General features: G+C 68.8%; 22 protein-coding genes. 8 read left to right on the top strand and 14 right to left on the bottom strand.

Features of this window, described 5'->3' with window-relative positions:
* Positions 1 to 76: 76 nt before the first annotated feature.
* On the bottom strand, positions 77 to 1,114 hold the full coding sequence (gene mreB / locus M8R19_RS10555; protein WP_009617768.1) for a rod shape-determining protein MreB: 1,038 nt from the start codon (positions 1,112 to 1,114) through the stop codon (positions 77 to 79).
* A gap of 241 nt (positions 1,115 to 1,355) precedes the next feature.
* Here mreB and gatC point away from each other — a divergent pair, with 241 nt between their 5' ends.
* From gatC to M8R19_RS10580, 5 genes are read left to right on the top strand one after another with little or no spacing between them, the layout of a single operon-like run.
* Positions 1,356 to 1,643, top strand: coding sequence for an Asp-tRNA(Asn)/Glu-tRNA(Gln) amidotransferase subunit GatC (gene gatC / locus M8R19_RS10560; RefSeq protein ID WP_249917756.1), 288 nt, complete (start codon positions 1,356 to 1,358; stop codon positions 1,641 to 1,643).
* Between the two features lie 19 nt (positions 1,644 to 1,662).
* The gene (gene gatA, locus M8R19_RS10565; RefSeq protein WP_249917757.1) at positions 1,663 to 3,117 is read left to right on the top strand and encodes an Asp-tRNA(Asn)/Glu-tRNA(Gln) amidotransferase subunit GatA; all 1,455 of its coding nucleotides are present in this window, start codon (positions 1,663 to 1,665) and stop codon (positions 3,115 to 3,117) included.
* Between the two features lie 11 nt (positions 3,118 to 3,128).
* The gene (gatB, locus tag M8R19_RS10570; RefSeq protein WP_116422612.1) at positions 3,129 to 4,574 is read left to right on the top strand and encodes an Asp-tRNA(Asn)/Glu-tRNA(Gln) amidotransferase subunit GatB; all 1,446 of its coding nucleotides are present in this window, start codon (positions 3,129 to 3,131) and stop codon (positions 4,572 to 4,574) included.
* Positions 4,575 to 4,627: 53 nt separating this feature from the next.
* Positions 4,628 to 5,014, top strand: a complete 387-nt coding sequence (locus M8R19_RS10575) for a septal ring lytic transglycosylase RlpA family protein (RefSeq protein ID WP_074977658.1) — start codon at positions 4,628 to 4,630, stop codon at positions 5,012 to 5,014.
* An 11-nt stretch (positions 5,015 to 5,025) separates the two neighbouring features.
* The gene (locus M8R19_RS10580) at positions 5,026 to 5,412 is read left to right on the top strand and encodes a carboxymuconolactone decarboxylase family protein (protein ID WP_009617763.1); all 387 of its coding nucleotides are present in this window, start codon (positions 5,026 to 5,028) and stop codon (positions 5,410 to 5,412) included.
* 430 nt (positions 5,413 to 5,842) lie between these two features.
* Here M8R19_RS10580 and M8R19_RS10585 read toward each other — a convergent pair whose 3' ends face one another.
* The 6 genes from M8R19_RS10585 to M8R19_RS10610 are packed head-to-tail and all read right to left on the bottom strand — an operon-like array spanning position 5,843 to position 16,019.
* Complete coding sequence (locus M8R19_RS10585) at positions 5,843 to 6,640, bottom strand: YfaP family protein (RefSeq protein WP_249917758.1); 798 nt, start codon at positions 6,638 to 6,640, stop codon at positions 5,843 to 5,845.
* 5 nt (positions 6,641 to 6,645) lie between these two features.
* Positions 6,646 to 8,283 (bottom strand): DUF2300 domain-containing protein, encoded by a 1,638-nt coding sequence (locus M8R19_RS10590; protein ID WP_249917759.1) that lies wholly within the window; start codon positions 8,281 to 8,283, stop codon positions 6,646 to 6,648.
* On the bottom strand, positions 8,284 to 12,828 hold the full coding sequence (locus M8R19_RS10595) for an alpha-2-macroglobulin family protein (protein ID WP_249917760.1): 4,545 nt from the start codon (positions 12,826 to 12,828) through the stop codon (positions 8,284 to 8,286).
* Positions 12,825 to 13,475 (bottom strand): DUF1175 domain-containing protein, encoded by a 651-nt coding sequence (locus tag M8R19_RS10600; protein WP_043272337.1) that lies wholly within the window; start codon positions 13,473 to 13,475, stop codon positions 12,825 to 12,827. Before M8R19_RS10600 ends, M8R19_RS10595 begins: the two co-directional genes overlap by 4 nt.
* On the bottom strand, positions 13,445 to 15,172 hold the full coding sequence (locus tag M8R19_RS10605; protein WP_249917761.1) for a DUF2138 domain-containing protein: 1,728 nt from the start codon (positions 15,170 to 15,172) through the stop codon (positions 13,445 to 13,447). Before M8R19_RS10605 ends, M8R19_RS10600 begins: the two co-directional genes overlap by 31 nt.
* 40 nt (positions 15,173 to 15,212) lie before the next feature.
* Positions 15,213 to 16,019 carry a YfaP family protein gene (locus M8R19_RS10610; RefSeq protein WP_074977635.1) on the bottom strand — a complete coding sequence of 269 codons (807 nt, stop codon included), beginning with the start codon at positions 16,017 to 16,019 and terminating at the stop codon, positions 15,213 to 15,215.
* A 198-nt stretch (positions 16,020 to 16,217) separates the two neighbouring features.
* Here M8R19_RS10610 and M8R19_RS10615 point away from each other — a divergent pair, with 198 nt between their 5' ends.
* Both M8R19_RS10615 and M8R19_RS10620 read left to right on the top strand, forming a co-directional pair.
* Positions 16,218 to 16,502, top strand: a complete 285-nt coding sequence (locus tag M8R19_RS10615; protein WP_249917762.1) for a type II toxin-antitoxin system ParD family antitoxin — start codon at positions 16,218 to 16,220, stop codon at positions 16,500 to 16,502.
* Positions 16,499 to 16,852 (top strand): type II toxin-antitoxin system RelE/ParE family toxin, encoded by a 354-nt coding sequence (locus M8R19_RS10620; RefSeq protein WP_249917763.1) that lies wholly within the window; start codon positions 16,499 to 16,501, stop codon positions 16,850 to 16,852. Before M8R19_RS10615 ends, M8R19_RS10620 begins: the two co-directional genes overlap by 4 nt.
* Positions 16,853 to 16,858: 6 nt before the next feature.
* On the opposite strand, the gene M8R19_RS10625 is transcribed toward M8R19_RS10620, so the two are convergent.
* The 7 genes from M8R19_RS10625 to M8R19_RS10655 all read right to left on the bottom strand — a co-directional run bounded on the left by M8R19_RS10625 (position 16,859) and on the right by M8R19_RS10655 (position 23,477).
* A complete protein-coding gene (locus M8R19_RS10625; RefSeq protein ID WP_249917764.1) occupies positions 16,859 to 17,800 on the bottom strand; it encodes an AEC family transporter in 942 nt (313 codons plus the stop codon).
* A gap of 73 nt (positions 17,801 to 17,873) precedes the next feature.
* Positions 17,874 to 18,320 carry a bactofilin family protein gene (locus M8R19_RS10630; RefSeq protein ID WP_009617754.1) on the bottom strand — a complete coding sequence of 149 codons (447 nt, stop codon included), beginning with the start codon at positions 18,318 to 18,320 and terminating at the stop codon, positions 17,874 to 17,876.
* Between the two features lie 17 nt (positions 18,321 to 18,337).
* Positions 18,338 to 18,700 carry a hypothetical protein gene (locus M8R19_RS10635; RefSeq protein WP_249917765.1) on the bottom strand — a complete coding sequence of 121 codons (363 nt, stop codon included), beginning with the start codon at positions 18,698 to 18,700 and terminating at the stop codon, positions 18,338 to 18,340.
* A complete protein-coding gene (locus tag M8R19_RS10640; protein ID WP_249917766.1) occupies positions 18,681 to 19,628 on the bottom strand; it encodes a M23 family metallopeptidase in 948 nt (315 codons plus the stop codon). The genes M8R19_RS10635 and M8R19_RS10640 overlap by 20 nt, the downstream gene beginning before the upstream one ends.
* A 204-nt stretch (positions 19,629 to 19,832) precedes the next feature.
* Complete coding sequence (locus M8R19_RS10645) at positions 19,833 to 21,566, bottom strand: ABC transporter ATP-binding protein/permease (protein WP_249917767.1); 1,734 nt, start codon at positions 21,564 to 21,566, stop codon at positions 19,833 to 19,835.
* Positions 21,567 to 21,637: 71 nt separating this feature from the next.
* Positions 21,638 to 22,198, bottom strand: coding sequence for a response regulator transcription factor (locus M8R19_RS10650; RefSeq protein WP_009617747.1), 561 nt, complete (start codon positions 22,196 to 22,198; stop codon positions 21,638 to 21,640).
* Between the two features lie 22 nt (positions 22,199 to 22,220).
* Entirely contained in the window at positions 22,221 to 23,477 is a 1,257-nt protein-coding gene (locus tag M8R19_RS10655) for an ATP-binding protein (protein WP_009617745.1), read from the bottom strand.
* Between the two features lie 195 nt (positions 23,478 to 23,672).
* Between M8R19_RS10655 and M8R19_RS10660 the strand changes: the two genes are divergently transcribed.
* Positions 23,673 to 24,386, top strand: coding sequence for an SIMPL domain-containing protein (locus tag M8R19_RS10660; protein WP_064582061.1), 714 nt, complete (start codon positions 23,673 to 23,675; stop codon positions 24,384 to 24,386).
* The last annotated feature ends 35 nt before the right edge of the window (positions 24,387 to 24,421 follow it).

The following is a 24,421-nucleotide window of genomic DNA, read 5'->3' on the forward strand; positions in this document are numbered from 1 at the left end:
CAGCTCCTAGCTGATTGAAGGCGGTTGATGTTTCGCCGCGCGCGACAAAACGTCAACCACCCTCAAGGCTCCCACCTCACTCGGTGGAGAGCAGGTCCATGGAGTGACGGTCCATCATGTCCAGCGCCTTGCCGCCGCCACGGGCCACGCAGGTCAGCGGGTCTTCGGCGACGATCACCGGCAGGCCGGTTTCCTGGGCCAGCAGCTTGTCCAGGTCGCGCAGCAGGGCGCCACCACCGGTCAGCACCAGGCCGCGCTCGGCGATGTCCGAGGCCAGTTCCGGCGGGGACTGCTCCAGGGCGCTCTTGACCGCCTGGACGATGGTCGCCAGGGATTCCTGCAGGGCTTCCAGGACCTCGTTGGAGTTCAGGGTGAAGCTGCGCGGCACGCCTTCGGCCAGGTTGCGGCCACGGACGTCCACCTCGCGCACTTCGCCGCCGGAGAAGGCCGCGCCGATCTCCTGCTTGATGCGCTCGGCGGTGGATTCGCCGATCAGGCTGCCGTAGTTGCGGCGCACGTAGGTGACGATGGCTTCGTCGAAGCGGTCGCCGCCGACGCGCACGGATTCAGCGTAGACCACGCCGTTCAGCGAGATCAGGGCGATCTCGGTGGTGCCGCCGCCGATGTCGACGACCATCGAGCCACGGGCTTCCTCGACCGGCAGGCCGGCGCCGATGGCCGCGGCCATGGGCTCCTCGATCAGGTACACCTCGCGGGCGCCGGCGCCGAGGGCCGACTCGCGGATGGCGCGGCGTTCCACCTGGGTGGACTTGCACGGCACGCAGATCAGCACACGCGGGCTGGGCTGCAGGAAGCTGTTCTCGTGCACCTTGTTGATGAAGTACTGCAGCATCTTCTCGCAGACGCTGAAGTCGGCGATGACGCCGTCCTTCATCGGGCGGATGGCCGAGATGTTGCCCGGGGTGCGGCCGAGCATGCGCTTGGCCTCGGTGCCGACGGCGACCACGCTCTTCTGGTTGCCATGGTTGCGGATGGCCACTACCGAAGGCTCGTTGAGGACGATGCCGCGTTCGCGCACATAAATAAGGGTATTGGCAGTGCCCAGGTCGATCGACAGATCACTGGAGAACATGCCACGCAATTTTTTGAACATGGAAAGGGAACCCTGGACGATGCGTGGGTGAAAAATGCGCGGGTAAAAAAGTGCGGCAAACTCTAACAACGACGGGGATTTTGGGCAAGGCGGCATTGTGTTAAATTGCTTGACTTTCAGCGCCTTTGAGGCCTGTCCCCGCGGTCCCTGGGACCGCCCGCCGCGGGTTCCGTTCCCCCGCCTACGTTTCGTCCGGCCATGCGTCCGATCGACGCTGGCAGCTCTAGCCTGGAGACCCCCGATGGCGCTTGACCGCTCCGACGTGGAAAAAATCGCCCACCTGGCCCGCCTGGGCCTGGTGGAAACCGACGTCCAACCGACCACCGCGACCCTGAACAACATCCTCGGTCTGGTCGACCAGATGCAGGCGGTGAACACCGACGGCGTCGAACCCCTCGCCCACCCCCTGGAAGCCACCCAGCGCCTGCGCCAGGACGTGGTGACCGAAAGCAACCAGCGCGAGGCCTACCAGGCCATCGCACCGGCCGTGGAAGACGGCCTGTACCTGGTTCCGAAAGTGATCGAGTAATAAGGAAGGACACGGACCCATGCTGCACCAACTGACCCTCGCCGAAGTCGCCCGCGGCCTCGCCGACAAACAGTTCTCCGCCGAAGAGCTGACCCGTGCCCTGCTGAGCCGCATCGAGCAGCTCGACCCGCAGCTGAACAGCTTCATCAGCGTCACCGCCGAACAGGCCGTCGCCCAGGCCAAGGCAGCCGACCAACGGCGCGCCAATGGCGAAAGTGGTGCCCTGCTCGGCGCGCCCATCGCCCACAAGGACCTGTTCTGCACCCAGGGCGTGCGCACCAGCTGTGGCTCGAAGATTCTCGACAACTTCGTCTCGCCCTACGACGCCACCGTGGTCGAGCGCCTGGCCGCCGCCGGCGCCGTGAGCCTGGGCAAGCTGAACATGGACGAGTTCGCCATGGGCTCGGCCAACGAATCCAGCCACTACGGCGCGGTGAAGAACCCTTGGGACACCAGCCGCGTGCCCGGCGGTTCCTCCGGCGGCTCGGCCGCGGCCGTGGCCGCGCGCCTGATTCCGGCAGCCACCGGCACCGACACCGGCGGCTCGATCCGCCAGCCGGCGGCGCTGACCAACCTCACCGGGATCAAGCCGACCTACGGCCGCGTCTCGCGCTGGGGCATGATCGCCTACGCCTCCAGCCTCGACCAGGCCGGCCCGCTGGCCCGCACCGCCGAGGACTGCGCGCTGATGCTCGGCGCCATGGCCGGCTTCGATCCCAAGGACTCCACCTGCGTCGACCAGCCGCTGGACGACTACCTGGCCGCCCTCGGCAAGCCCCTGGCCGGCCTGCGCATCGGCCTGCCGAAGGAATACTTCGGCGCCGGCCTGGACAGCCGCATCGCCGACGCGGTGCTGGCCGTGGTCGAGCAGCTCAAGCAACTGGGCGCGGTGGTCAAGGACATCTCCCTGCCGAACATGCAGCACGCCATCCCGGCGTACTACGTGATCGCGCCTGCAGAGGCCAGCTCCAACCTGTCGCGCTTCGACGGCGTGCGCTACGGCTACCGCTGCGAGAACCCCAAGGACCTGCAGGACCTGTACAAGCGCTCCCGCGCCGAAGGCTTCGGCGCCGAGGTGAAGCGCCGCATCATGGTCGGCACCTACGCGCTTTCCGCCGGCTACTACGACGCCTATTACCTGAAGGCGCAGAAGATTCGCCGGCTGATCAAGAACGACTTCGTCAGCGCCTTCGCCGACGTCGACGTCATCCTCGGCCCGACCACGCCCAACCCGGCCTGGAAGCTCGGCACCAAGAACGACGACCCGGTCGCCCAGTACCTGGAAGACATCTACACCATCACCGCCAACCTCGCCGGCATCCCCGGGCTGTCCATGCCCGCCGGGTTCGTCGATGGCCTGCCGGTGGGCGTGCAGTTGCTCGCCCCGTACTTCCAGGAAGGCCGCCTGCTCAATGTCGCGCACCAGTACCAACAGGTGACCGACTGGCACAAACAAGCACCGGCTGGATTCTGAGGACGACGCACATGCAATGGGAAACCGTGATCGGGCTGGAAATCCACGCGCAGCTCGCCACCCAATCGAAGATCTTCTCCGGCAGCGCCACCACCTTCGGCGCCGAGCCCAACACCCAGGCCAGCCTGATCGACCTGGCGATGCCCGGCACCCTGCCGGTGCTCAACGCCGAGGCGGTGCGCATGGCCTGCCAGTTCGGCCTGGCGATCAACGCCGAAATCGCCGAGCGCAACGTCTTCGCGCGCAAGAACTACTTCTACCCGGACCTGCCCAAGGGCTACCAGACCAGCCAGATGGACCACCCCATCGTCGGCAAGGGCTTCCTCGACATCACCCTGGAAGACGGCACCGTCAAGCGCGTCGGCATCACCCGCGCGCACCTGGAAGAGGACGCCGGCAAGAGCCTGCACGAAGACTTCCACGGCATGAGCGGCATCGACCTGAACCGCGCCGGCACGCCGCTGCTGGAGATCGTCTCCGAGCCGGACATCCGCAGCGCCAAGGAAGCGGTGGCCTATGTGAAGGCCATCCACGCGCTGGTGCGCTACCTGGGCATCTGCGACGGCAACATGGCCGAGGGCTCGCTGCGCTGCGACTGCAACGTCTCGGTGCGCCCGAAGGGCCAGGCCGAGTTCGGCACCCGCGCCGAGATCAAGAACGTCAACTCCTTCCGCTTCATCGAGAAGGCGATCAACCACGAAGTGCAGCGGCAGATCGACCTGATCGAGGACGGCGGCAAGGTGGTGCAGGAAACCCGCCTGTACGACCCGAACAAGGACGAGACGCGCTCCATGCGCAGCAAGGAAGAAGCCAACGACTACCGCTACTTCCCCTGCCCGGACCTGCTGCCGGTGGTGATCGAGCGCAGCTTCCTCGACGATCTGCGCGCCGGCCTGCCGGAGCTGCCGGACCAGAAGCGCGAGCGCTTCGAGAGCCAGTACGGCCTGTCTGCCTATGACGCCAGCGTGCTCTCGGCCAGCCGCGAGATGGCCGATTACTTCGAGCAGGTGCAGGGCATCTGCGCCGACGCCAAGCTGGCGGCCAACTGGGTGATGGGCGAGCTCTCCAGCCTGCTCAACAAGGACGGCCTGGAGATCGAGCAGTCGCCGGTTTCCGCCGAGCAGCTGGGCGGCATGATCCTGCGCATCAAGGACAACACCATCAGCGGCAAGATCGCCAAGATGGTCTTCGAGGCCATGGCTGCCGGCGAAGGTTCGGCCGACCAGATCATCGAGGCCAAGGGCCTGAAGCAGGTCACCGACACCGGCGCCATCGACAAGATGCTCGACGAAGTGCTGGCGGCCAACGCCGAGCAGGTCGAACAGTACCGCGCCAGCGACGAGGCCAAGCGCGGCAAGATGTTCGGCTTCTTCGTCGGCCAGGCGATGAAGGCCTCGAAGGGGAAAGCCAACCCCGGGCAGGTGAACGAACTGCTGAAGAAAAAGCTCGAAAGCTGAGCCCATTCTTCCTGACGCCGGGCTTGCCCGGCGTTTTTTCGTCCGGAGGTTCGATGCTGCGCTCCCTCGCCCTGCCTGCCCTGCTCTGCGGCCTGGCCCTGCTGGCCGGTTGCGCCAGCTCGTCCTATGAAAGCGGCTCGGCGCGCGGCTACCGCGCCGAGGGCACCGCGTCCTATTACGGCCGCGCGCACCATGGGAAGAAAACCGCCAGCGGCGAGCGCTTCGACCAGCACGCCCTGACCGCCGCGCACCGCAGCCTGCCGTTCGGCACGCGGCTGAAGGTCACCAACCTCGACAACGGCCGCAGCGTGGTGGTGCGGGTGAACGACCGCGGGCCCTTCGGCCGCGGGCGGATCATCGACCTGTCGCGGGCGGCCGCGGAACGCCTCAACATGTTGCGCAGCGGCACCGCGCCGGTGCGCCTGGAAGCCATCGATTAGGAGCAGTCCGAATGACCGACAAGCGCAAGGCCGGCGAACAGGTTCGCCGCGAAGTGATGGGCGACGCCTTCGTCGACCGCGCCCTGAACAACGCCACCGACTTCACCCAGCCGCTGCAGGACTTCGTCAACGAAAACGCCTGGGGCAGCGTCTGGTCCCGCGACGGCCTGCCGCGCAAGACCCGCAGCCTGATCACCCTGGCCGCCCTGACCGCGCTGAAATGCCCGCAGGAGCTGAAAGGCCACGTGCGCGGCGCGCTGAACAACGGCTGCACGGTGGAGGAGATTCGCGAGGCGCTGCTGCATTGCGCGGTCTACGCCGGGGTGCCGGCGGCGATCGATGCGTTCCGTGCGGCGCAGGAAGTGATCGAGGCTTGGCAGGGGGATCAGAAGGCCTGACGGGCGCGGGCCTTGCCCACGAATCGCGCGCAGGGCGCGCTCCTACATGGGCATGGTGTTGGGGCAATCCTTATCGCGCCGATACGTCCAGCTATCGCGGACAAGGTCCGCTCCTACGACAGCCGGAACGCCGGAGACCGGGGCCAATGGCGGATAACCGGGAGCTCCGCGATTCCAGCTCGCTCCGGACGGTCCCCTCTCCCTGAAGGGAGAGGGAGCGGAGTCAGGGTTGGCAGAGGCGTGTGGGCGAAGTCCGTAACCCTCTCCCCAGCCCTCTCCCTGAAGGGAGAGGGAGCTTGTCCTGAGCGAGTTCAAGCTCAGGAGTCAGCCGGCAACTTCGGCGCTTTCGTAGGAGCGAGCTTGCTCGCGAACCCGCCTCGCAGCAGAGCCGTTCGCGAGCAAGCTCGCTCCTACGAAAAGCCTCTGCCTCTCAGGGATAACTGAACCGCTTCACCAACGTCAGCTCCCCCGGCTGGCGCATCGGCACCAGGAAGCTCTCCTGCTTCTCGTTCGGCGTGCCCTCCTCCGTCACTATCGTCACCCTGGCCGTGGTCAGCGGCTGGGCGGCTTCCACGTCGCCGCTCTCCTCGTCCTGGCTGTAGCCGCCGCCGAAGTAGTTCACGTAGACCAGATACGCCCCCTTCAGCGGTGTGGGCGTGGCAATGATTTCCGGGCCGTAGCCGGTGGTCACGTCGACGTCCTGGGTGGCGCCGTTGGGCAGGCTGCGGTTGCCGTACCAGACGTGGCCGCCGTCGGGGGTCACCAGGTGCAGGTCGAGGTCGGTGTTGTCGCTGTCCCAGGACAGCATCACCCGCAGCTTGGCCGGCACCTCGCCGCCGCCACCGCCGTGGTAGAACTGCACGCGCTTGCGCTGCTGGCCGTCCGGGCTGATCACTTCCAGGCTGTTGCTGCCGGCCGGGAACGCGTAAGGCCTGTCGAAGCCGCCGTCCTCGCCGATCTTCAGCGGCATCGACACGCCGTTGACCACCAGGGTGGCCGGCTTGTCCTTCGCCACGTTGGCGATCTCGCCCTTGATCCGCGCGGTCATGGCCTGGTCGGCCGGGGTGTTCACCGAGGCCGCCGGGTAGTTCACCGTCTGCCGGAAGTTGGCGCCCTCGCCGCTGCCGGGGCGCCAGCCGCCCAGCGGGGCGTCCAGGCGGATGCCCGGCTCGGCGGCCTGGGCGAGCCCGGTGATGAGGAGGAGAAACAGGCAGGGACGCAGCTTCATGGCGGTCATTCCAGTATCAGGCGGCGGGCGAGGCTTTCGACGAAGCCCTCGTCCTGGCCGTTGGGGTGCGCCTGGAAGGCCAGGTGCAGGTATTCGTGGGTGAGGTCGAGGCGGTCCTGCAGCGAGTACAGGCCGCGCACGTAGATGCGCTGGCGCTCGCGGTCGACATACGGGCGCCCGGAGGCCAACTGGCACACGGCGAAGCTCTGCAATTCCTCGTAGCCCGGCTCACCGTCCAGCTTCGTGCGCCACGTGCGGCGCTGCTTGCGCAGCCAGTCCTCTGCCGCCGGCAGCGGCTGGCAGGCGGCCACCGGGTTGTTCCAGGCGCTGAGGCTGGCCTGCGGGAAGGCGCGGGCGAGGATGGCGTCGAAGCGCAGGCCATTGGCCGCCTGGGCCTTGGCGTCCTGCCAGGAGAGTTTCGCCGGGCCGGCCTGGTCGGCGTGGTAGGTGACCGGGCTGCCGGCCAGCACCAGGCCGTCAGTGAAGGCCGCCACGGCGCGCATTTGCGCCGTGGCCGGGCGCGGGGCGACGCGCTGGCGCTGGCTGCTGTCGGCGATGCTCAGGCACTCGCCGCGCTGCCCGGCGTTCTGCAACAGGTAGCTGCGGATGGCCACGGCCAGGGCGCGGGCGGCCTCGACCGGGGTCGCCGCGGCTTCGCGCTGCAGCACCCGGGCGACGTATTCCTCGCGGTCCAGGCGCGCCACCAGTTGCGGCTTGCCGTCGCGCTGCAGGAAGAGTTCGCCGTCGCTGTGGATATCCAGGTCGTTGCCGTTCGCGAAGCTCACCCTGTAGCTGCCGCTGAGGCCGCCGGCCGCCGCCGGGCGGCCCTGGACGTCGAAGACCTCGCGCAGCGGGTAGCGCTCGAACAGCGCCACCGCCACACAGCGCCCCGGCTCGCGCGGCCAGGGCGCCGGCAGCGCGGCGCCGAGGGCTTCGGCGTAGTGCGCCAGCACCGTCTTGCTGGTACCGGGCCCGGAGGCCCAGACCGCCGAGCCGTCCGCCAGCCAGCCGGCGAAGCCGCCGCGGCGGGCCTGCGAATCGTTGGGATCGAGCCAGCTCCAGGTCTTCACCCGCAGGCGCCCACCCAGGCTGGCCAGGGCGCGGCCGTCGTCGGCGTTGACCACCACGTCGAGCAGCACGCGGCGCGCCTCGGGCTGGGCCGGCAGGCGCGTCAGCATGTCGAGCAGTTCGGCCACCGGCACTTCGGTCTGCGGCTGCAGGCGTTCGAGGTCGAGCAGCCAGGCCGGCGCCTGGCGTTCCTGCCAGTAACGGCGCCAGGTCGCGGCGTCCAGGCCGAGGCGCGCCGGCTGGTAGTAGAGGCCGCAGGACTTCACCAGCGCCTGGTCGCGGCCGATGCTCTGCCCGGCCGAGCAGCAATACACCTCCTCGCGGGACTGGCCCTTGCAGGCGTACTCCGGCTCGTGCCGGTCGTTGTCCACCAGCCAGGCGAAGACGAAGAGTTTCCACAGGCTGCCCAGCGGCGTGCGCAGGTCCGCCGGCAGGGGCTCGCGGGCGAGCACCTGCTGCTGGTCCAGGCGCAGCAGCAGGTCGCCCTGGGGGCTGCGCCAGGCCAGCTCGACGGGCGCCTGCGCCGCCGCGCACAGCGGCAGCAGAAGCAGCAGCCAGGCCAGGCGCCGTCCCATTTACTGCACCTTCACCTTGGCCAGCGCCGGGCTCTGCTCCAGGGCCTGCTCCGCCGGCGCGTACATGCGCACATAGCGCGCCGGCGGCAGGGCGAACTCGCCCTTCTGCGAGAAGCGCACCAGGTGGCGGAAGCGCAGTTCGCCGGCCAGGCTGTCCACCGGGATGCCGTAGTGCAGGTCGCCCGGCTCGTTGCGAGCGCGTTCCAGGCTGGCCGCCTCGGTGCCGCCCAGGCCGCTGACCTGGATGCCCCAGGTGGTGCGCTCGACGTCAGCGCCCGGCGGCAGCGGCACTTCCAGCATGCCGTAGCGCAGCGCGGCGGGCTGCTCGGTCTTGACCGTCACTTCGTCCAGGTACAGCTCGTCGCTGGACAGCGGCTTGTCGCCCAGCTCCTCGACCTTGAACTCGAAGGCCTTGTCCCCCGGCACCAGGCGCAGCAGGCGGCGGCTGATGCTCACCGGCAACTGGCTGGCCGGCGCCTCGGCGCTGCGGTAGCTGAGCGAAGCATTGAGCGGGCGCGACGGCGGAGTCTGCAAGGTCAGCTCGGCGGGTACGCCCAGGCCTTGCCACTGCCAGTAACGCTCGCCGCTGGGGCCCTGCTGCTCGGCCCAGTCCTTGCCCGGCTTGAGCGGTTCGGCCGCCGGCGCCTGGGCCAGGGCGCGCTGCAGCCAGGTCAGCGCCAGGGCGCGTTCCAGGGTCGACTGCTGCGGCCCCAGGCGCGCCAGCAGGGCGCGGGCGCGGTTGACGTCGGGCGCCGCCAGCGACAGCTGCACTGCCTGGGCAAACGGCTGGTCGCTGCCGTTGACCTTCAGCCGCGCGTCATCCAGCTGCTTGGCGAAGGCCGCCGGCAGCGGCACCTTGGCCTGCTGCGCCAGGTTGTTGGCCAGCACCCGCGCCACGGCCAGGCCGAGGCTGGAGTCCGGCTCGGCCATCACCAGGCTGACTTCGGCGTCGGCCGGCAGTTTCGCGTCCTCGCCCTCCCCGGCCTTGGCCAGGTCGTCGAGCAGGCCGCCGACCAGGGTCTGCACCGGCAGTTGCATGTCGCGGGCGAAGCCGAGGATCAGCGCGCGTTGCAGCAGCGGCGTCTGCTCGGCCAGCTTGGCGTAGAGGTCGAGCACGCGCTGCCAGTGCTCCGGCGGCAGGCTGATCTGCAGGGCGCGGCTGGCGTGCCAGTCGGCGTAGTAGGCGTAGGCGGTGAGGAAGGCGTCGCTGTCGGTGTTGTCGCCCCACCAGGTGAAGTAGGCGTTCGGCCCGGCCATCTGCACCAGGCGCAGGCGGCTGTTCTGCATGATCAGGCGCAGGCGGTCGCGCACCCGCGGCTCGCCCTCGGCCAGCAGCGGGTAAGCCACGCTCAGCGGCAGCAGGCGGCTGGCGGTCTGTTCGACGCAGCCGTAGGGGTAGGCCAGCAGGTCGTCGAGGCTGCCGCGGAACAGCGCGGCGGCGCTGTCGTCCAGGCGCAGGCGGATGTCGCGGGCGTCCGCCGGCAGTTGCAGCGGGCTGTTCTGCCCGGCCAGTTGCAGGCTGCGCGCTTGCAGCACCTGCCAGCCGTCGGCGGCCAGGGCGAAGCGCACGGCCAGGCTGTCGCGCGTCTGCCCATCCTGGCGCAGCTCGGCGCTCCACTCGCCGTCGCTCAGGGCCTGGGCCGGCAGGCGCACGTAGTTCACGCCCTTGGCCAGTTCCAGCGCCTGGGTCTGCTCCTGGCCGGCGTAGCGCACCAGCAGCTCGGCCTTGGCCTGCTCGCCCTGGTTGAACACGAATAGGCCGAGGTCCGGCTTGTCGCCGGCGCGGAAGCGCGTCGGGCCGCTCCATTTCAGGTACAGCGGTTTTTCCGAACGGATGAACTGTTTCTTCTGGCCGACCTGGCCGTCGCCGTCCATGGCCCGCGCGGTGATGCGCCAGCGCGTCAGCGAGTCGGGCATGCGGAAGCTGAAGCGCGCCTTGCCCTCGGCATCGGTGACCAGTTTCGGTTCCCAGGCGGCGGTGTCCACGTCCTCGCGGCGCGGCCGCTCCAGCACCTTCACCCCGCGCTCGCTGCGGTTGCTGCGCCCCGGTGCGCTGGCGCTGCCCGGCAGGGCCACGTCGTAGCTGATGAACGACAGGCTGGCGCTGGTGCGCACGTTGTTGCGCCGCGGGTGGTAGAAGAACTGGTCGATGCCCGGGGCGATCTCCGGTTGCAGGGCGTAGATCATCTCGTCCACCACGCCCACCGCCACCTGGCTGGACACCGGCTTGCCGGCGTAGCTGGTGGAGAGGTCGACGGTCACGGTGTCGCCGGGTTCGTAGCGCTCCTTGTCGGTGGCGATGGCGATTTCCACCTGCGGCACCGTCACCTTGATGCCGGCGTTCTGGAAGCTGTAGTCGCCGCCGCGGGTGTAGAGCACGGAGAAGGTCAGGTTCGGCGAGAAGTCCGGCTTCACCGGGATGCGCGCGCGGTACTGGGTGGGGTTGAGTTTTTCCAGCTTGAGCCAGTCGCCGCCCTTGGACAGCAGCGCGGTGGCCTCGACCTTGTCGCGCTCCAGCGACAGCAGGGCGTCGTCCACCGGCTCGGGGAAGGTGATCAGCGCCAGGGCCTCGTCGCCGGCCTGGTATTCGGCCTTGTCAAGGACGATTTCCACGGTGCCGGGCACCGCCTTGACGCCCTCCCCGCTCACAGAGTGGCCGGTGCCGCCGAGCAGTTGGCCTTGGGCGTCGCGCAGCTCGATGCTGTAGGTGCCGGGCTTGTCGAAGGCGATGACGAACTTGCCGTCGCCGGCCTCGCCGTCACCTGTGGAGCGGTCCTCAAGACGCACCCAGCGGTAGCTTTTCGGCTTGAGCTCGGTGGGCTGTTCCGCCGCGTAGCTGAACTCGACCTTGTCGCCCACCGCGCTGAAGCGCTGCGGCGCGGCCAGGCGGTAGCGCGCGGCGCCGCGCTCGATGAGGATTTCCTTGCTGGTCTTCACCCGGTAGGCCGCGCCGTCGCTGGCGAACACCGTCAGCAGGTAGCGGCTGGGCTTGTCCGCCGCCGGCAGTTCGAGGGCCGCGCGGCCCTGGGCGTCGGTGGCAAGCTCCGTGCTGCTCAGCTCCACCGGGAACTGGCCGAGGTACTGCAGCTCGTTGTCCACCATGGACAGCTGCTGGGCGCGCAGGCTCAGTTGCAGCTTGGCGTTGGCCACCGGCTTGCCGTCCGGGTAGAGCAGGATCAGGTTGCCCTTCACCGCTTCGCCGGTCTTGAAGTCGGGCTTGGCCAGGTCGAGGGATATCTCGAAGTGCGGCTTGATGTACTCGGCGACGCGGAAGGCGCTGCTGTAGGTCTGCCCGCGGTAGTCGAAGCGCAGCTCGTAGCCGCCGGCGACGGCGTTGTCCGGCAGCTGGAAGCGGCCGTTGGCACCGGCCTTGGCGTCCAGTTGCAGGTCGAGGGTCTGCAGGGTGGTGCCGGCGGCGTCGATCACGCTCAGCTTCACCGGCGCGGCCTGGGGCGCGGCGGAGTCGCGGGCGTTCTTGAATTCGCGGCCGTAGATCTTCAGCGCCACCCAGTCGCCCGGGCGGTACAGCGGGCGGTCGGTGAAGGCGTAGAGCTTGGTGTCGTAGATTTCGCTGTCGTAGTAGAAGTTTTCCGAGACGAAGACGCCGCCTTCCTTGTCCTCGCCGATCACGAAGGAGCGCTCGGGGCTGGCGTGCTGCAGGCGCAGCAGGCCCTCGGCGTCGGTGCGGCCGCTGCTCATCACGCCCAGGCCGTCGGTCCAGAGCACCTGGGTATCCGGCACCGGGGTGCCTTCATGCTTGCGCGCCGACCACACCAGCAGTTCGTTGCCGGCGATCTTGCTCACCGCCACGCTGCTGGAGACGAACACCACGGTGGTGGCGCGGTACTTGCCCACCAGCGCCTCGACCAGGTACAGCCCCGGCTTGAGCTTGCCCAGCGGCACGTAGACGTTGCCCGGCGAGACGTTGATGAACTCGCTGGAGGAGCCGGCCAGCTTGACGTCGGCCGGCGGCTCGATGGGCTTGGCGTCCCACAGCGGATAGCGGAACTGCTCGACCAGCGGCAGGCCGGGGATCGGCGCGTACTGCGGCTGGGCGTCATAGGGCGTGGGCGCGGCCATGGCCTGGCCCATCTTCAGCTCCGGAACCACCTCGGTGACCTGCTTGCGCGACTCGTAGGAGAAGGCGCGCTGCATCACCCGCCGCGACTTGCGGTACCAGTTGTCCCACAGGTAGGCCAGGGTGTTGGACAGCCCCTCGCCCTTGAACTGCCCCTCGGCCAGCACCCGGTGCAGGTTCTTCTGGCGCTTGAGGAAGTCCAGCGGCTTGTCGATGCGGTAGACGCGCATGTCCACCCCGCCGTAGGCCTCCATGCGGTAGCGGCGGTAGTCGCGGCCCGGCGCTTCCAGGCGCACGCGGGCCTCTTCGTCGGGGGCGAAGCTGCTGTCGGCGAGCAGGAAGAACGACTCGCCGCTGATCGGCGCGTAGTTGCTCGCCGGCACCTCGTCGTCGGCCCGGGCCTGCGCCGGCGCGCCCGCCAGCAGGCCGCCCAGGGCCAGGCCGGCGCACAGCGCGAGCAGCTTCATCGGGCGAGGAACGACAAGCGGTACACGCCGACGAAGTTGGGGTTGGCAGGGTCGGGTATCCATCGGGTGTCCTTCCATGTCATGAGTTGTTGCAGGCTGACCGAGCGCATGCCGTTGTCGGTCGGCGTGCTGGTACCGGTGTGGTAGGCGATGTTGCGGCCCATCCAGATCATCAGGTGCTGGTCGTCGCCCTGGTCGAAGAAGATCAGGTCGCCGGGCCGCGCCTGGTTGAGGTCGCGGCCGACGAGGGTGCTGTTGTACTGGATCAGCTTGATGGCGTTGACGTAGGGGCCGACCTGGCCGCCGCCCTGCCGCCAGTTCTGCGCCAGGGCGCGCTGCTCGTCGCTCAGCGCCAGCTCCGGCGGCAGGTAGCGGTTGGACAGGCCGTTGGCGCGCAGCCACTTGGCGTCGTGGGGCTTGAGCGCCTCGTTGGCGGCGAAGCGCACCAGGCCCGCGCAGTCCTGCTGGTGCCAGCGCGGGCTGGGGCCCTGGCGCAGTTGTTCCTCGGCGATGCGCACGAACCAGGCGCGGAATACCTGGGACTGCTCCGGATCGAGCGACGCCGCGCCGGCCTGGGCGGCCCACAGGCCGAACGCCAGCAGCAGGGCGCGTGCCGTCACAGCGCGCGCCACTGCAGCGGCAGCCATTGCCAGGGTTGTTCGGCGCGGCTGCCGGCGGGCAGGCCGAGAGCGTAGCCGCCGTGCCCGGCCAGGGCCTTCAGGCGCGGCAGCAGCAGGCTGTCGGCAGCGTTGCGGAACACCGGTTCCATGTCCTGCGGCAGGCTCTCCAGGGTTTCGCGCTGGAGCAGCGTGGAAAGCGACTGCGGCGCCAGGTAGGCCGGCACCAGGGCGTCCTTGGGCAGCACGTCGGCCAGCGGCGGGAAGCGCTTGTCGAGGGTGCCCAGGGCCTTGTCCAGCAACTGGTCGTCGAGGGAGAACAGCAGGGTGCTGCCCTGCCGCGCCAGGCCGACGCGGAAGAAGCCGCGGCCGCTGAGCGCGTCCGGGTCGGTCGCATCGGCGGCGGCGTACTGGCCGAAATTGGAGCTGACCTGGCGCAGCCACTTGTGGGTCTCGCCCTGGTTCTGCTCGTCCACCGGGAAGTTGCCGCCTTCGGCGTTGGCCTCGTAGGCGCCCACCAGGCTGTCGAACAGCCTGCCCAGGTCGGCGTCCAGTTCCGGGCCGGGCGGCGCGCTCAGCGTGGCCACCAGCAGCGGCGTGTACAGGCGCGAGTCGGCGTACCAGCACAGGCCGGCGGCGCCGGAGAGGTGCTCGGAGAAGGCCGCGGCCATCTTCTGCTCGGCGCCCAGGCGCACCAGCAGGCTGTCGTACAGGCCCGGGGTCAGCGGCAGGGCCACGCAGGCGCTGGCGCCCATGGGCATGGCCTGCCACACGGGGCTGAAGTCGAGGTCCGGCTGGCGCTCCACCGCGTTCAACGCCAGGTAGCTGCTCCAGCCCTTGGCGTCCTTGTCGAAGCGCACCCCGGCGAAGGCCGGGATAAAGCGCTGGTAGCCCATGGCCAGGGCGCCGGCGCCAAGGCTGATACGCTGGCTCAGCTCGCCGCGCGGGCCCAGGCCGAAAGCGCGCGGGAAGGCGTCGTCACCGCCGAGCAGGGCGGCCAGGTCGGCGCTGACCTGGGCGTCGGCCGCGCCGGGCTCATCGTCGCTGGCGTCGGGGAACAGCATCTTCGGGTTGGACAGCAGCACCAGGTAGTCGCCGCTGGAGGCGAACAGCAGGGTCTTCTGGGCGTTGTAGCGCAGGCGGTAGACGCCAGTGCCGCCCTTCAGCTCGCCGACCTTGCGCAGCTGGCTGTCGTCGGCGGCGATGTGCGCCAGCGGCTCCAGCAGCCTGGCCAGGCCGCCGCGCTTCATCACCACCAGGAAGTCGCGTAGGCGGCCATCGGCGCCGCGCCACAGGGCAACCTGGGCCGGCTGGTCGAGCAGTTCCTCGACCAGGCTGTCCTTCAGCGTCAGGTCGTGCTCGTAGACGATGCGCCGCAGGCTGCCGGCCAGGCCGAGGCGGTCACCGTCGTTCTCGTAGTAGAAGACGAAGTCCTCGGTGAGGGTGTCGCGCAGCAGCGGCACCTCCAGCAGTTCCTTGGGCAGGCGGGCGAGCGAGGCGCTTTCGATGAGCGCGTCCGGGTGCCTGATGTCGCGGCCCGGGGCATTGGCCGGCGGCGCCTCCAGCCCGGCCAGCGGGCCGCTCGGCGGCGCCAGCCAGACGTAGCGCGCCAGCAGGCCGCCGAAGACCAGCAGGGCCAGCACCAGGCCGCCGAAGATCAGCGGCCAGCGCTTCACCGGCGCGGCGTCGGCGGAAGGAGTGGGGCTGGAAGTGGTGTTGTCGCTCATGCTTGCTCGATCCCGTTTCATCCCTGGCAGGGGACAGCTTTCAGTAGGTGAAGGTCTTGACCAGGACCAGGTCGCCGATGGTGCGCAGCGGCACCACGAAGGTCTCGCGCTTCTCGTCGACGCTGTTTTCGTTGAACACCAGGTTGACCTGGGCGGTGATCACGTCCTGCTGGTTGGCGCCGGCCTGGAAGTTATAGCCCTGCGCGCCGAAATTGCCCCAGTAGTTGACGTAGACCAGATAGGTGCCGTGCAGCGGCGCGGCCATGGTGAACATCTCCGGGCCGGGGCCGTCGACGCCGTCCGGGTCAAGGCCGCCGCCGTTGCCCAGCCGTGGGCGCGCCCAGAAGGCGTGCTGGCCGTCGGGGGTGACTATGTGCAGGTCCAGCTCGGCCTTGGGGTCGTCCCAGCCCAGGGCCACGCGCACCCGCGGCGGCACGCGCCCGGCGTTGGCCTCGTAGAACTGCACACGCTTGAGCGACTGGCCGTCGGCGCTGGCCACCTCGACGCTGTTGGAACCCGCGCCGAAGGCGTAGGGGCGGACGAAATGGCCCTGGGCGTCGGTGTACAGCGGCAGCGGGTTGCCGTTGACCACCAGACGCTGGGCGCGGTCGGTGCCGGCGAGGTTCTTCAGATCGCCCTCGATCAGGCTGCGGCCGCGCTGGCCGCCACGGTCGATGGGCGGGGTCGGATAGGCCACGCGCGGGCTGTCGAGGTCGTCGAGCAACCCCGAGTAGCGCCAGCCGGCGGCCGGGCTGGACAATTCGGCGCCGGGCCCGGCGTACGACGACGCCAGCCACAGCAGGCCGAGCAACAGCGCGAGGCTGCGGGCGGAATCCTGGAAACGCATGAGCAATCCTTTGTCGCGCGTTGGAAGAGGGTAAGTGTAACCGCCTGTAAAACGGCTTGAAATGGCCTTCGGGCAGAGTAAGTGATGCTGTCTGCGAATTCAGAATCGGCTTAGGTCGCCCCCCATCGGGCAGAGGTTGTCCGTGCCGTCGGCGGCATGGCATAAAATGCCAATTCATTCATTTCCCGGAGCCAAGCCATGGCGACTCGTAACGTGGTCCTGCCCGATCCCATGGAGCGGAACATCGAGGACCTGCTCAAGACCGGGCGTTACCAGAACCGCAGCGAAGTGATCCGCGCGGGCCTGCGCCTGCTCTTCGATCAGGAGGCCGAGCAGTCGATGAAGCTGGAGGCGCTCAAATCCGCCACTTCCAGCGGCATCATGCAGCTAGAGGCCGGGGATTATGACGAACTCCGCACGGCGGAGGACCTCGGCCAGTATCTCGACGAGCTCGGCCGGCAAGTGGGCAACACCGGCGGATGAAGGCGAATCTTCGCCTTTCCTTCGCCGCGCGCGAGGACATCCTCGATGTGCTCCGCTATACGGAATCGCGCTTCGGCTCCACGGCGCGCATCCGCTACCAGAGCCTGCTGTTCGCAGCCTTCACCTCACTGGCCCAGGAACCCGTCAGGATTGGCAGCAAGGCCCGGGAGGAACTGGCTGCCGGCTTGCGCAGCCTGCACCTGTCGCATTGCCGCAATGAAACCGGGGCGGCCAGGGTAGCCCGCCCTCGGCACGTGGTCTTCTATCGCCTGGGCAACGACCTGGCCGTCGAAATCGTTCGGATTCTGCACGAAGCCATGGACCTCGAGCGGCACCTGCCCGGGGACTGAGTCACCTCAGATCCACCCACCCCACTGCAGGATGAACAACCCGAGGTTGGTGGTCAGCGCCGCCGCCAGGGTGGTGATGACGATGATCGAGGCCGCCAGTTCGGCGTTGCCCTGGGCGGCGCGCGCCATCACGTAGCTGGCGGCGGCCGTGGGGCTGGCGAAGTAGAGGAACAGCACACCCAGTTCGGCGCCGCGGAAGCCGCAGAGCCAGGCGGCGGCGGTGCACAGCGCCGGCAGCCAGACCATTTTCATCAGGCTGGCGCTCAGGGCCAGGCTGCCGCTGCTACGCAGGGCCGGCAGCGACAGGGTGCCGCCGATGCAGACCAGCGCCAGGGGCAGGGTCATCTGCGCGAAGTAGTCGCCGGAGGTGAGCACCCAGGCCGGCAGGGCGATGCTCCACCAGGCGAACGGGAAGGCCGCCAGCACGCCGATGATCAGCGGGTTGACCAGCACCTGGCGGGCGATGCTCAGCGGGTCGGACTTGAGCGCCGGGCTGTAGATCGCCAGGACCACCGTGGCCAGGGTGTTGTAGCAGAGGATCACCAGGGCCGCGAGCACCGAGCCCAGGGCCAGGCCGTGCTCGCCGTAGAGGCTGGTGGCCAGGGCCAGGCCGACGATGCCGTTGTTGCCGCGGAACGCGCCCTGCACGTAGACGCCGCGCTCTTGCCGCGGCACCCGCCAGTGCGCCCAGGCCCAGGCGAGCAGGAAGCCGCCGAGGGTGGCCAGGCAGAAGAACGTCAGCACCGCCGGGCTGGCCGCGCGGTGCAGGTCGGAATGGTAGATGCCGAGGAACAGCATCACCGGCATGGTGGCGTTGAATACCAGGGCCGAGGCGGTCTGGATGAAGCCCTGGTCGATCCAGCCGACGCGGCGCAGCAGCACGCCGATGAACAGCATGGAGAACACCGGCGCGGTGATGCCGAGTGTCTGGAACAGCAGTGCGAGCATGGAGGGGAAGCGCCGGCGGAAGAACTGCGGCGATCATAGCAAGGGGCAGTGCTTCGCGTGCTAACGATTTGCCTCAGGCGGGCTCCGCTTCCTCGGCCCCGGCACGCGCCCGGTGGCTCTCGGGCGCCGGCAGTTCCAGCGGACGCTGTTCGTCCAGGCGGGTGAGCTTGCCGTCGACGCTGGCGCCGTTCTCCATGCTCAGTTGGCGGTAGTGGATATTGCCGATGACGCGGGCGTTGGAATGCAGCTCAAGCAGGTGTTCGACGTACAGGTCGCCGACGATGGTGCCGTCGATCAGCGCGTCGTAGCTGCTGACGCAGCCCTCGATCCGCCCTTCCGCGCCCAGGGCCAGCAGGCTCTGGGTGCCCGGTTTGTGGCGCACGTTGCCCTGGATGCGGCCCTGGACCTTCAGGCCCTCCTCGAACTCCAGGTCGCCCACCAGCGCCAGGTTGCCCGACAGCAGGCTGGAAAACCTGTCCACCGCCACCTGCGGCCCTTTCTTCTTGTTGCTGCTGAACATGTTCGTCCTCCTGCGGATCACTTGGCGGGTTTCTGCTGGCGGTAGAACGCCAGGTCGGTCTTGAGCTTCTTGAGTTCCCCGGACATCTGGTCGATGCGCCGCTGCAGCTGCTCGCGCGTGGCCTGGGCCTCGGCGGTCAGCAGGCGCTGGCGCTGCAGGTCGGCGGCCAGCGCGGCATTGCCGGCCTGCAACGCATCGATGTGCTGCTGTGTTTCGGCCTGCTGCGAGCCACGCCAGAAATGCAGCGCGGCGAAGGCCACGGCCAGCGCCAACGCGGCCCAGAGCAGCGGCCGATAGCTGCGCGCTACCTGGGCCCGCGGCTGGTGCTCGGCGCGCAGCAGTTCGCGGGTGGTCGCCGGCCTAGTCCTGCGCCAGCGCATCGAGGGCCTTCTCCATGTCGCCGAGGGAAAGGAAGTGCTGCGGGTCGACGAACTCGCCGCGGTAGAGCACTTCGAAATGCAGGTGCGAGCCGGTGGAGCGGCCCGTGGAGCCCATGGCGGCGATGCGCTGGCCGGGCATCACCACGTCGCCGACGCGCACCTCGGCCCTGGACAGGTGCGCATAGCGGGTGAGCAGGCCGTTGCCGTGGTCGATTTCCACGCGGATGCCGTAGGAGCTGAAGGGACCGGCAGCGACCACCCGGCCACCGGCGGCGGCCTGGATCTCGGTGCCGCCGGGCGCGGCGAAGTCGAGCCCGGAGTGGAAGGCCAGGCGGCGGTTGAACGGGTCCAGCCGGTTGCCGAAGGCCGAGCCCAGGCGCGCCTTGTCCACCGGGCGATGGGTGGGGATGGCGAGGAAGTCGGCGTTGCGCCGCGACACCGCGTCCAGCAGCAGGTCGAGCTGGCGCCTCAGGCAACGCGCGGCCTCGGTGCCCTGCTGCACATCGACCAGCGGCGCGGCCTGGCACGGCCGCGGCGGCAGCAGCAGGCCGCCCTCCCCGTCAGCGCCGCGCGCCGGCAGTCGCTCTGGCACCAGGCCAGGGTCGATGCCCGCCAGCTTGCGGGCGATGTCCTCGTGGCCGTCGACCACTTTCAGCAGGTAGGCGGCGTCCTTTTCCAGCACTTGCAGGCGCCCGGCCAGCTCGCCCAGGCGCGCCACGGCGAAGCGCTGCTCCGGCGTCTGCTGCGGGGCGGCCTCGGCCAGCGGCGCGGGCGGCGCCATGACGCGGCCGAGCCACAGGCCGGCGGCGAAGGTCAGCAGCGCCAGCGCCACAGCGCCGGCGAGCGCGAGGCCAAGGAAGCGGCGCGGGTTCACCAGGCGCAATGCCTCGCGCGTCAACGCCTGACCAGAAGGGGAAAGACCATGCATGGCGATATCCGGAATCCGAATGCGACGGGCTGTTTACCGCAAAGCCGTCGAGGGTACCGGGTATCAGTGCAGGAACGATGCAGCAGTCCCCAAAACTGCCAAGCAATTGTGAGCTTTCCTGCAAAATCTGAAGGAATTCACAGCACGATTTTTCCCAAAATCCTATCGAAGGAGGCCTACCCCGTAACAGGCAGGCACCTCACCTCAGGCCGGGAGCACCGCCTCGACCTCCCGCAGGTGACGATCCTCCAGGCGCAGCTGGCGCTCGTGGAAGCGCCTGAGGTCGGCGCGGTGGCCAATGCTGACCAGGGTCACGCCGGGCAGTTGCTCCAGCAGGGTCTGGTAGAGCGCGGCTTCGTCGTTGTCGTCCAGCGCCGAGGTGGCCTCGTCGAGGAACAGCCAGGCCGGCGCATAGAGCAGCGCGCGGGCGATGGCCAGGCGCTGCTGTTCGCCCGGCGAGAGCAGGCGCTGCCAGTGCTGGGCTTCGTCCAGGCGTTCGCCCAGGTGCTCCAGGCGGCACAGGCGCAGCACTTCGCGCAGGCGCTCGGGGGCGTGCCGGTCGGGCGCCTCGGGGTAGCTCAGGGCCGTGGCCAGGCTGCCGATCGGCAGGTAGGGCTTCTGCGGCAGGAACAGCGTGCGCGCCGCCGGCATCTGCACCTGCCCGGCGCCGTAGCGCCAGAGCCCGCTCATGGCGCGCAGCAGGGTGCTCTTGCCGGCACCGGAGGGGCCGCTGATCAGCACGTGCTCGCCGGCCCGCAGGGCCAGGTCGGTGGGTTCCAGCAGCACGCTGCCGTCGCCCAGGCGCAGGCTCAGGTGCTTGAGCTGCAGGCCGTTGCCGGCGGCGTGCACGGCGATGCTCTCGTGCTCGCCGGCGACCTCGTCCATGGCGTTGCGGAAGCTCAGCAGACGGTCGCAGGTGGCGCGCCAGGTGGCCAGGCTGGAGTAGGCGTCGATGAACCAGCTCAGGCCGTCCTGGACGTTGCCGAAGGCGGAGTTGATCTGCATGAGCTCGCCGAGCTGGATCTTGCCGGCGAAGTAGCGCGGCGCGGCCACCACGATCGGGAAGATGATGGCGATCTGGGCGTAGCCGGAGCTGAAGAAGGTCAGTCGCTTCTGCACCTTCATCAGTTCCCAGAAGTTGCCCCAGACGTTGCGGAAGCGCGTCATCAGGCGCTCGTTCTCGCTGCCCTCGCCGTTGTACAGGGCGATGCTCTCGGCGTTCTCGCGGATGCGCACCAGGCCGAAGCGCAGGTCGGCCTCGTAGCGCTGCTGCTGGTTGTTCAGGCCGATCAGGCGGCGGGCGATCAGGTGCGTCAGCCAGCTGCCGACCAGGGCGTAGAGCAGCGCGGCCCAGAACATGTAGCCGGGGATGTTGATGCCGAACAGCTCGATGCTGCCGGACACGCCCCAGAGGATCACCGAGAAGGACACCAGGCTGACCAGGTTGCGGATCAGCCCCAGGCCCAGGCTCAGGGTGGTGTCGGTGAAGCTGTTGAGGTCCTCGGACAGGCGCTGGTCGGGGTTGTCGGTGTAGCCGCGCTGTTCCAGGCGGTAGTAGTTCTTGTCGGACAGCCAGGCGGCGAAGTGCTTCTCAGTGAGCCAGCGGCGCCAGCGGATGGTCAGCATCTGCGTCAGGTACAGGCGGTACACGGCGACCAGGATGGCCACCGCGGCGATCCCGCAGAAGTACAGGATCAGCCGGATGAAGGCATCGAGGTCCTTGTTCTGCAGGGCGTTGTAGAAGTCGCGGTACCAGGTATTGACCCACACCGAGACGCCCACGCCGACCAGCGACAGGGCGATCACCACGATCAGCAGCAGCCAGGCCGTGCCCTTCTCTTCGCTGCGCCAGTAGGGCGCCGTCAGTTTCCACACCTGGGAGAAGAAATGCCCGCGAACGGCATCGTTCGCGGCACGGTATTCGGCGCTTTCGGTCATTGATCAGGGCTCGGCACGGGCGGCACAAAAAAAAGGAGCGCCCAGTTGGCGCTCCCTGTCTTATGAATTCCTTAACGCCTTACAGGGCGCTTCTGCAGCTTACGCTGCAACGTCCGCCGATGCATCCCCAGGGCGCGGGCGGTAGCGGAAATGTTGCCGTCGTGCTCGGCCAGCACGCGCTGGATGTGCTCCCACTGCAGGCGGTCCACCGACATGGGGTTTTCCGGCACCAGGCTGTCCAGGTCGGCGTGCTGCGAGAGCAGCGCGGTGAGCACGTCGTCGGCGTCGGCCGGCTTGCACAGGTAGTTGGTGGCGCCGCGCTTGATGGCCTCCACCGCGGTGGCGATGCTGGAGTAGCCGGTGAGGATCACCACGCGCATCTCCGCGTCCAGCTCCAGCAGCTTGGGCAGCAGCACCAGGCCGGAGTCGCCGTCCATCTTCAGGTCGAGCACGGCGTAGTCGGGCAGGTCTTCCTTGGCCAGCGCCAGGCCTTCCTCGGCGGAGCCGGCGACCGATACGCGCAGGCCGCGGCGGCTCATGGCGCGCGCCATCACACGGGTGAAGGTGGCGTCGTCGTCCACCAGCAGCAGGTGGGGTTGCTCTTCGCCTTCGAACAGATTCTCTTCGCTCATGGGTACTTCCTCGCGCGTGGGTTCACACCACACCGTAGCTGCGCGGCAGGCGCAGCTCGGTAAGCGTGCCGCCGTCTTCGTGGTTGTACAACTTCACCGTGCCGCCGGCGCGGGTGACGCTGGCCTGGCTGAGGAACAGGCCGAGGCCGAAGCCCTTGCCCTTGGTGGTGAAGAAGGGTTTGCCGAGTTGCTCGGCGATCGCCAGGGGCACGCCGGGGCCGTGGTCGCGGATGCTCAGGCAGATGTCGGTGGCAGTCCAGTCGACGCAGATCTCCAGGTCGTCCGGGCAGGCATCGGCAGCATTGTTCAGCAGGTTCAGCAGGGCCTGGGTGAGGTCGGTGGGCGGTGTCAGCCGCGGGGCGCTGCCCGGGCCCAGGTTCAGGTAGCGGTAGGTGGCCTCCGGGCGCATCAGGTGCCAGCGGCGCAGCACCGCCTCCAGCCATTCGTTGACGCCCTGCTCCTGAATGGCCTGGCGACGGTCGGCCTCGGCGGCGCGCACCAGTTGCTGCAGGGTGTCCTTGCACAGCTTGACCTGCTCCTGCAGCAGCGCCAGGTCTTCCTGCAGCAGCGGGTCCTTCGGGTGCGCCTGGCGCAGCTCCTTGAGCAGCACGCTCATGGTCGCCAGCGGCGTGCCCAGCTCATGGGCGGCGCCGGCGGCCTGGGTGGCCACGGCCAGCAGTTGCTGGTCGCGCATGCCCTCCTCGCGGCGCTGCGCGACTATCTGTTCCTGGCGGCGCAGCGCCTGGGACATGCGCGCGACGAAGAAGGTGATCAGCCCGGCGGCCAGGGCGAAGCTCAGCCACATGCCGTAGATCAGCAGGTAGTCGCGCTGCGCCGGGGCGATGTTCAGCGGGTGGAACCACACCAGCAGCACCGTGTAGGCGGCCAGGGCCAGGCCGGCGAGGACGATGGTGTAGAGCCACGGCAGGGTCGCCGCGGCGATGGTCAGCGGCACCAGGTAATAAGAGACGAAGGGGTTGGACGAGCCGCCGGAGAAATACAGCAGGGCGCTGTGGATGATCAGGTCGCAGCCCAGCTGCACCGCGTATTCCACCTCGGTCACCGGCCAGGGCCCGCGCAAGCGCAGGGCGGTGGCCAGGCACAGCACCAGGGACACGCCGAGGGTCACCCCCAGCGCCGCCCAGGGCAGCGGGATCAACTGGGCCTTGTAGGCGATGCCCACCGAACCGGCCTGGGCGGCCAGCACGAGAATACGGATGAGCGTCAGGTGCAGCAGGTTCTGCCGGCTGGCGGATAACTGGAAAACCGGTGTGCGCATGGTGAATTCCGGAATTTGCGCGAGTATAGCCAAGCCCCTTCCCCTCTCGGTGCGTCATAGCGACACAGCATACGAGATAAAGGCTATCGCGATTCAACCCCTTTGAACGCCGACCTGCGTCAATAGGTCTGACTGTCCATGTGCGGGTTCGTCTACCCTGCACCCGGGACTCATTACAGGACCAAGGAGTCGAACATGTCCGCATTGAAGAAAAGCCTCGCCGCCCTGGCCGCAGCCGTCGCCCTGGCCGCCACCAGCTTCGCCGCCCACGCCGACGAGCCGCGCTACAACCTGGTGTCGCTGCACGCCGAGGCCAGCCAGGAAGTGGCCCACGACCAGATGCACGTGACCCTCTTCAACGAAGCCCAGGCCAGCGACCCGGCCAAGCTCGCCGCCGAGACCACCGCCGCCCTCAACGCCGCGGTGACCGAGGCGCGCAAGGCCAAGGGCGTGACCGTCAGCCTGGGCAGCCGCAACAGCTACCCGGTGTACGACGACAAGGGCCAGAAGATCACCGCCTGGCGCGAACGCGCCGAACTGCGCCTGGAAAGCTCGGACTTCGCCGCGCTATCGCAGCTCACCGCCAGCCTGCTGGGCAAGCTGAAGATGGGCAACATGAGCTTCAGCATCGCCGACTCCACCCGCCAACAGAACGAGGACAGCCTGATGAAGAACGCCGTGGCGGCGTTCAAGGCCCGCGCCCAGCTGCTGACCGACTCCCTCGGCGGCAAGGGCTACCGCCTGGTCAACCTGAACCTGAACAGCGCCGGCGCGCCGCGGCCGATGCCGGTGATGCGCATGGCGGCGATGAAGGCCGACGCCGGCTTCGCCGCGGCCCCGGAGATCGAGGCCGGCACCAGCCAGGTCACGGTGACCGCCGACGGCACCATCGAAGTGCAGATGCCCTGATGCGGGCCCGCCGCGGCGCCACCCGCCCGGGCGCC

It is taken from the genome of Pseudomonas sp. R3.Fl (assembly GCF_023516765.1).
GTDB lineage: Bacteria > Pseudomonadota > Gammaproteobacteria > Pseudomonadales > Pseudomonadaceae > Pseudomonas > Pseudomonas citronellolis.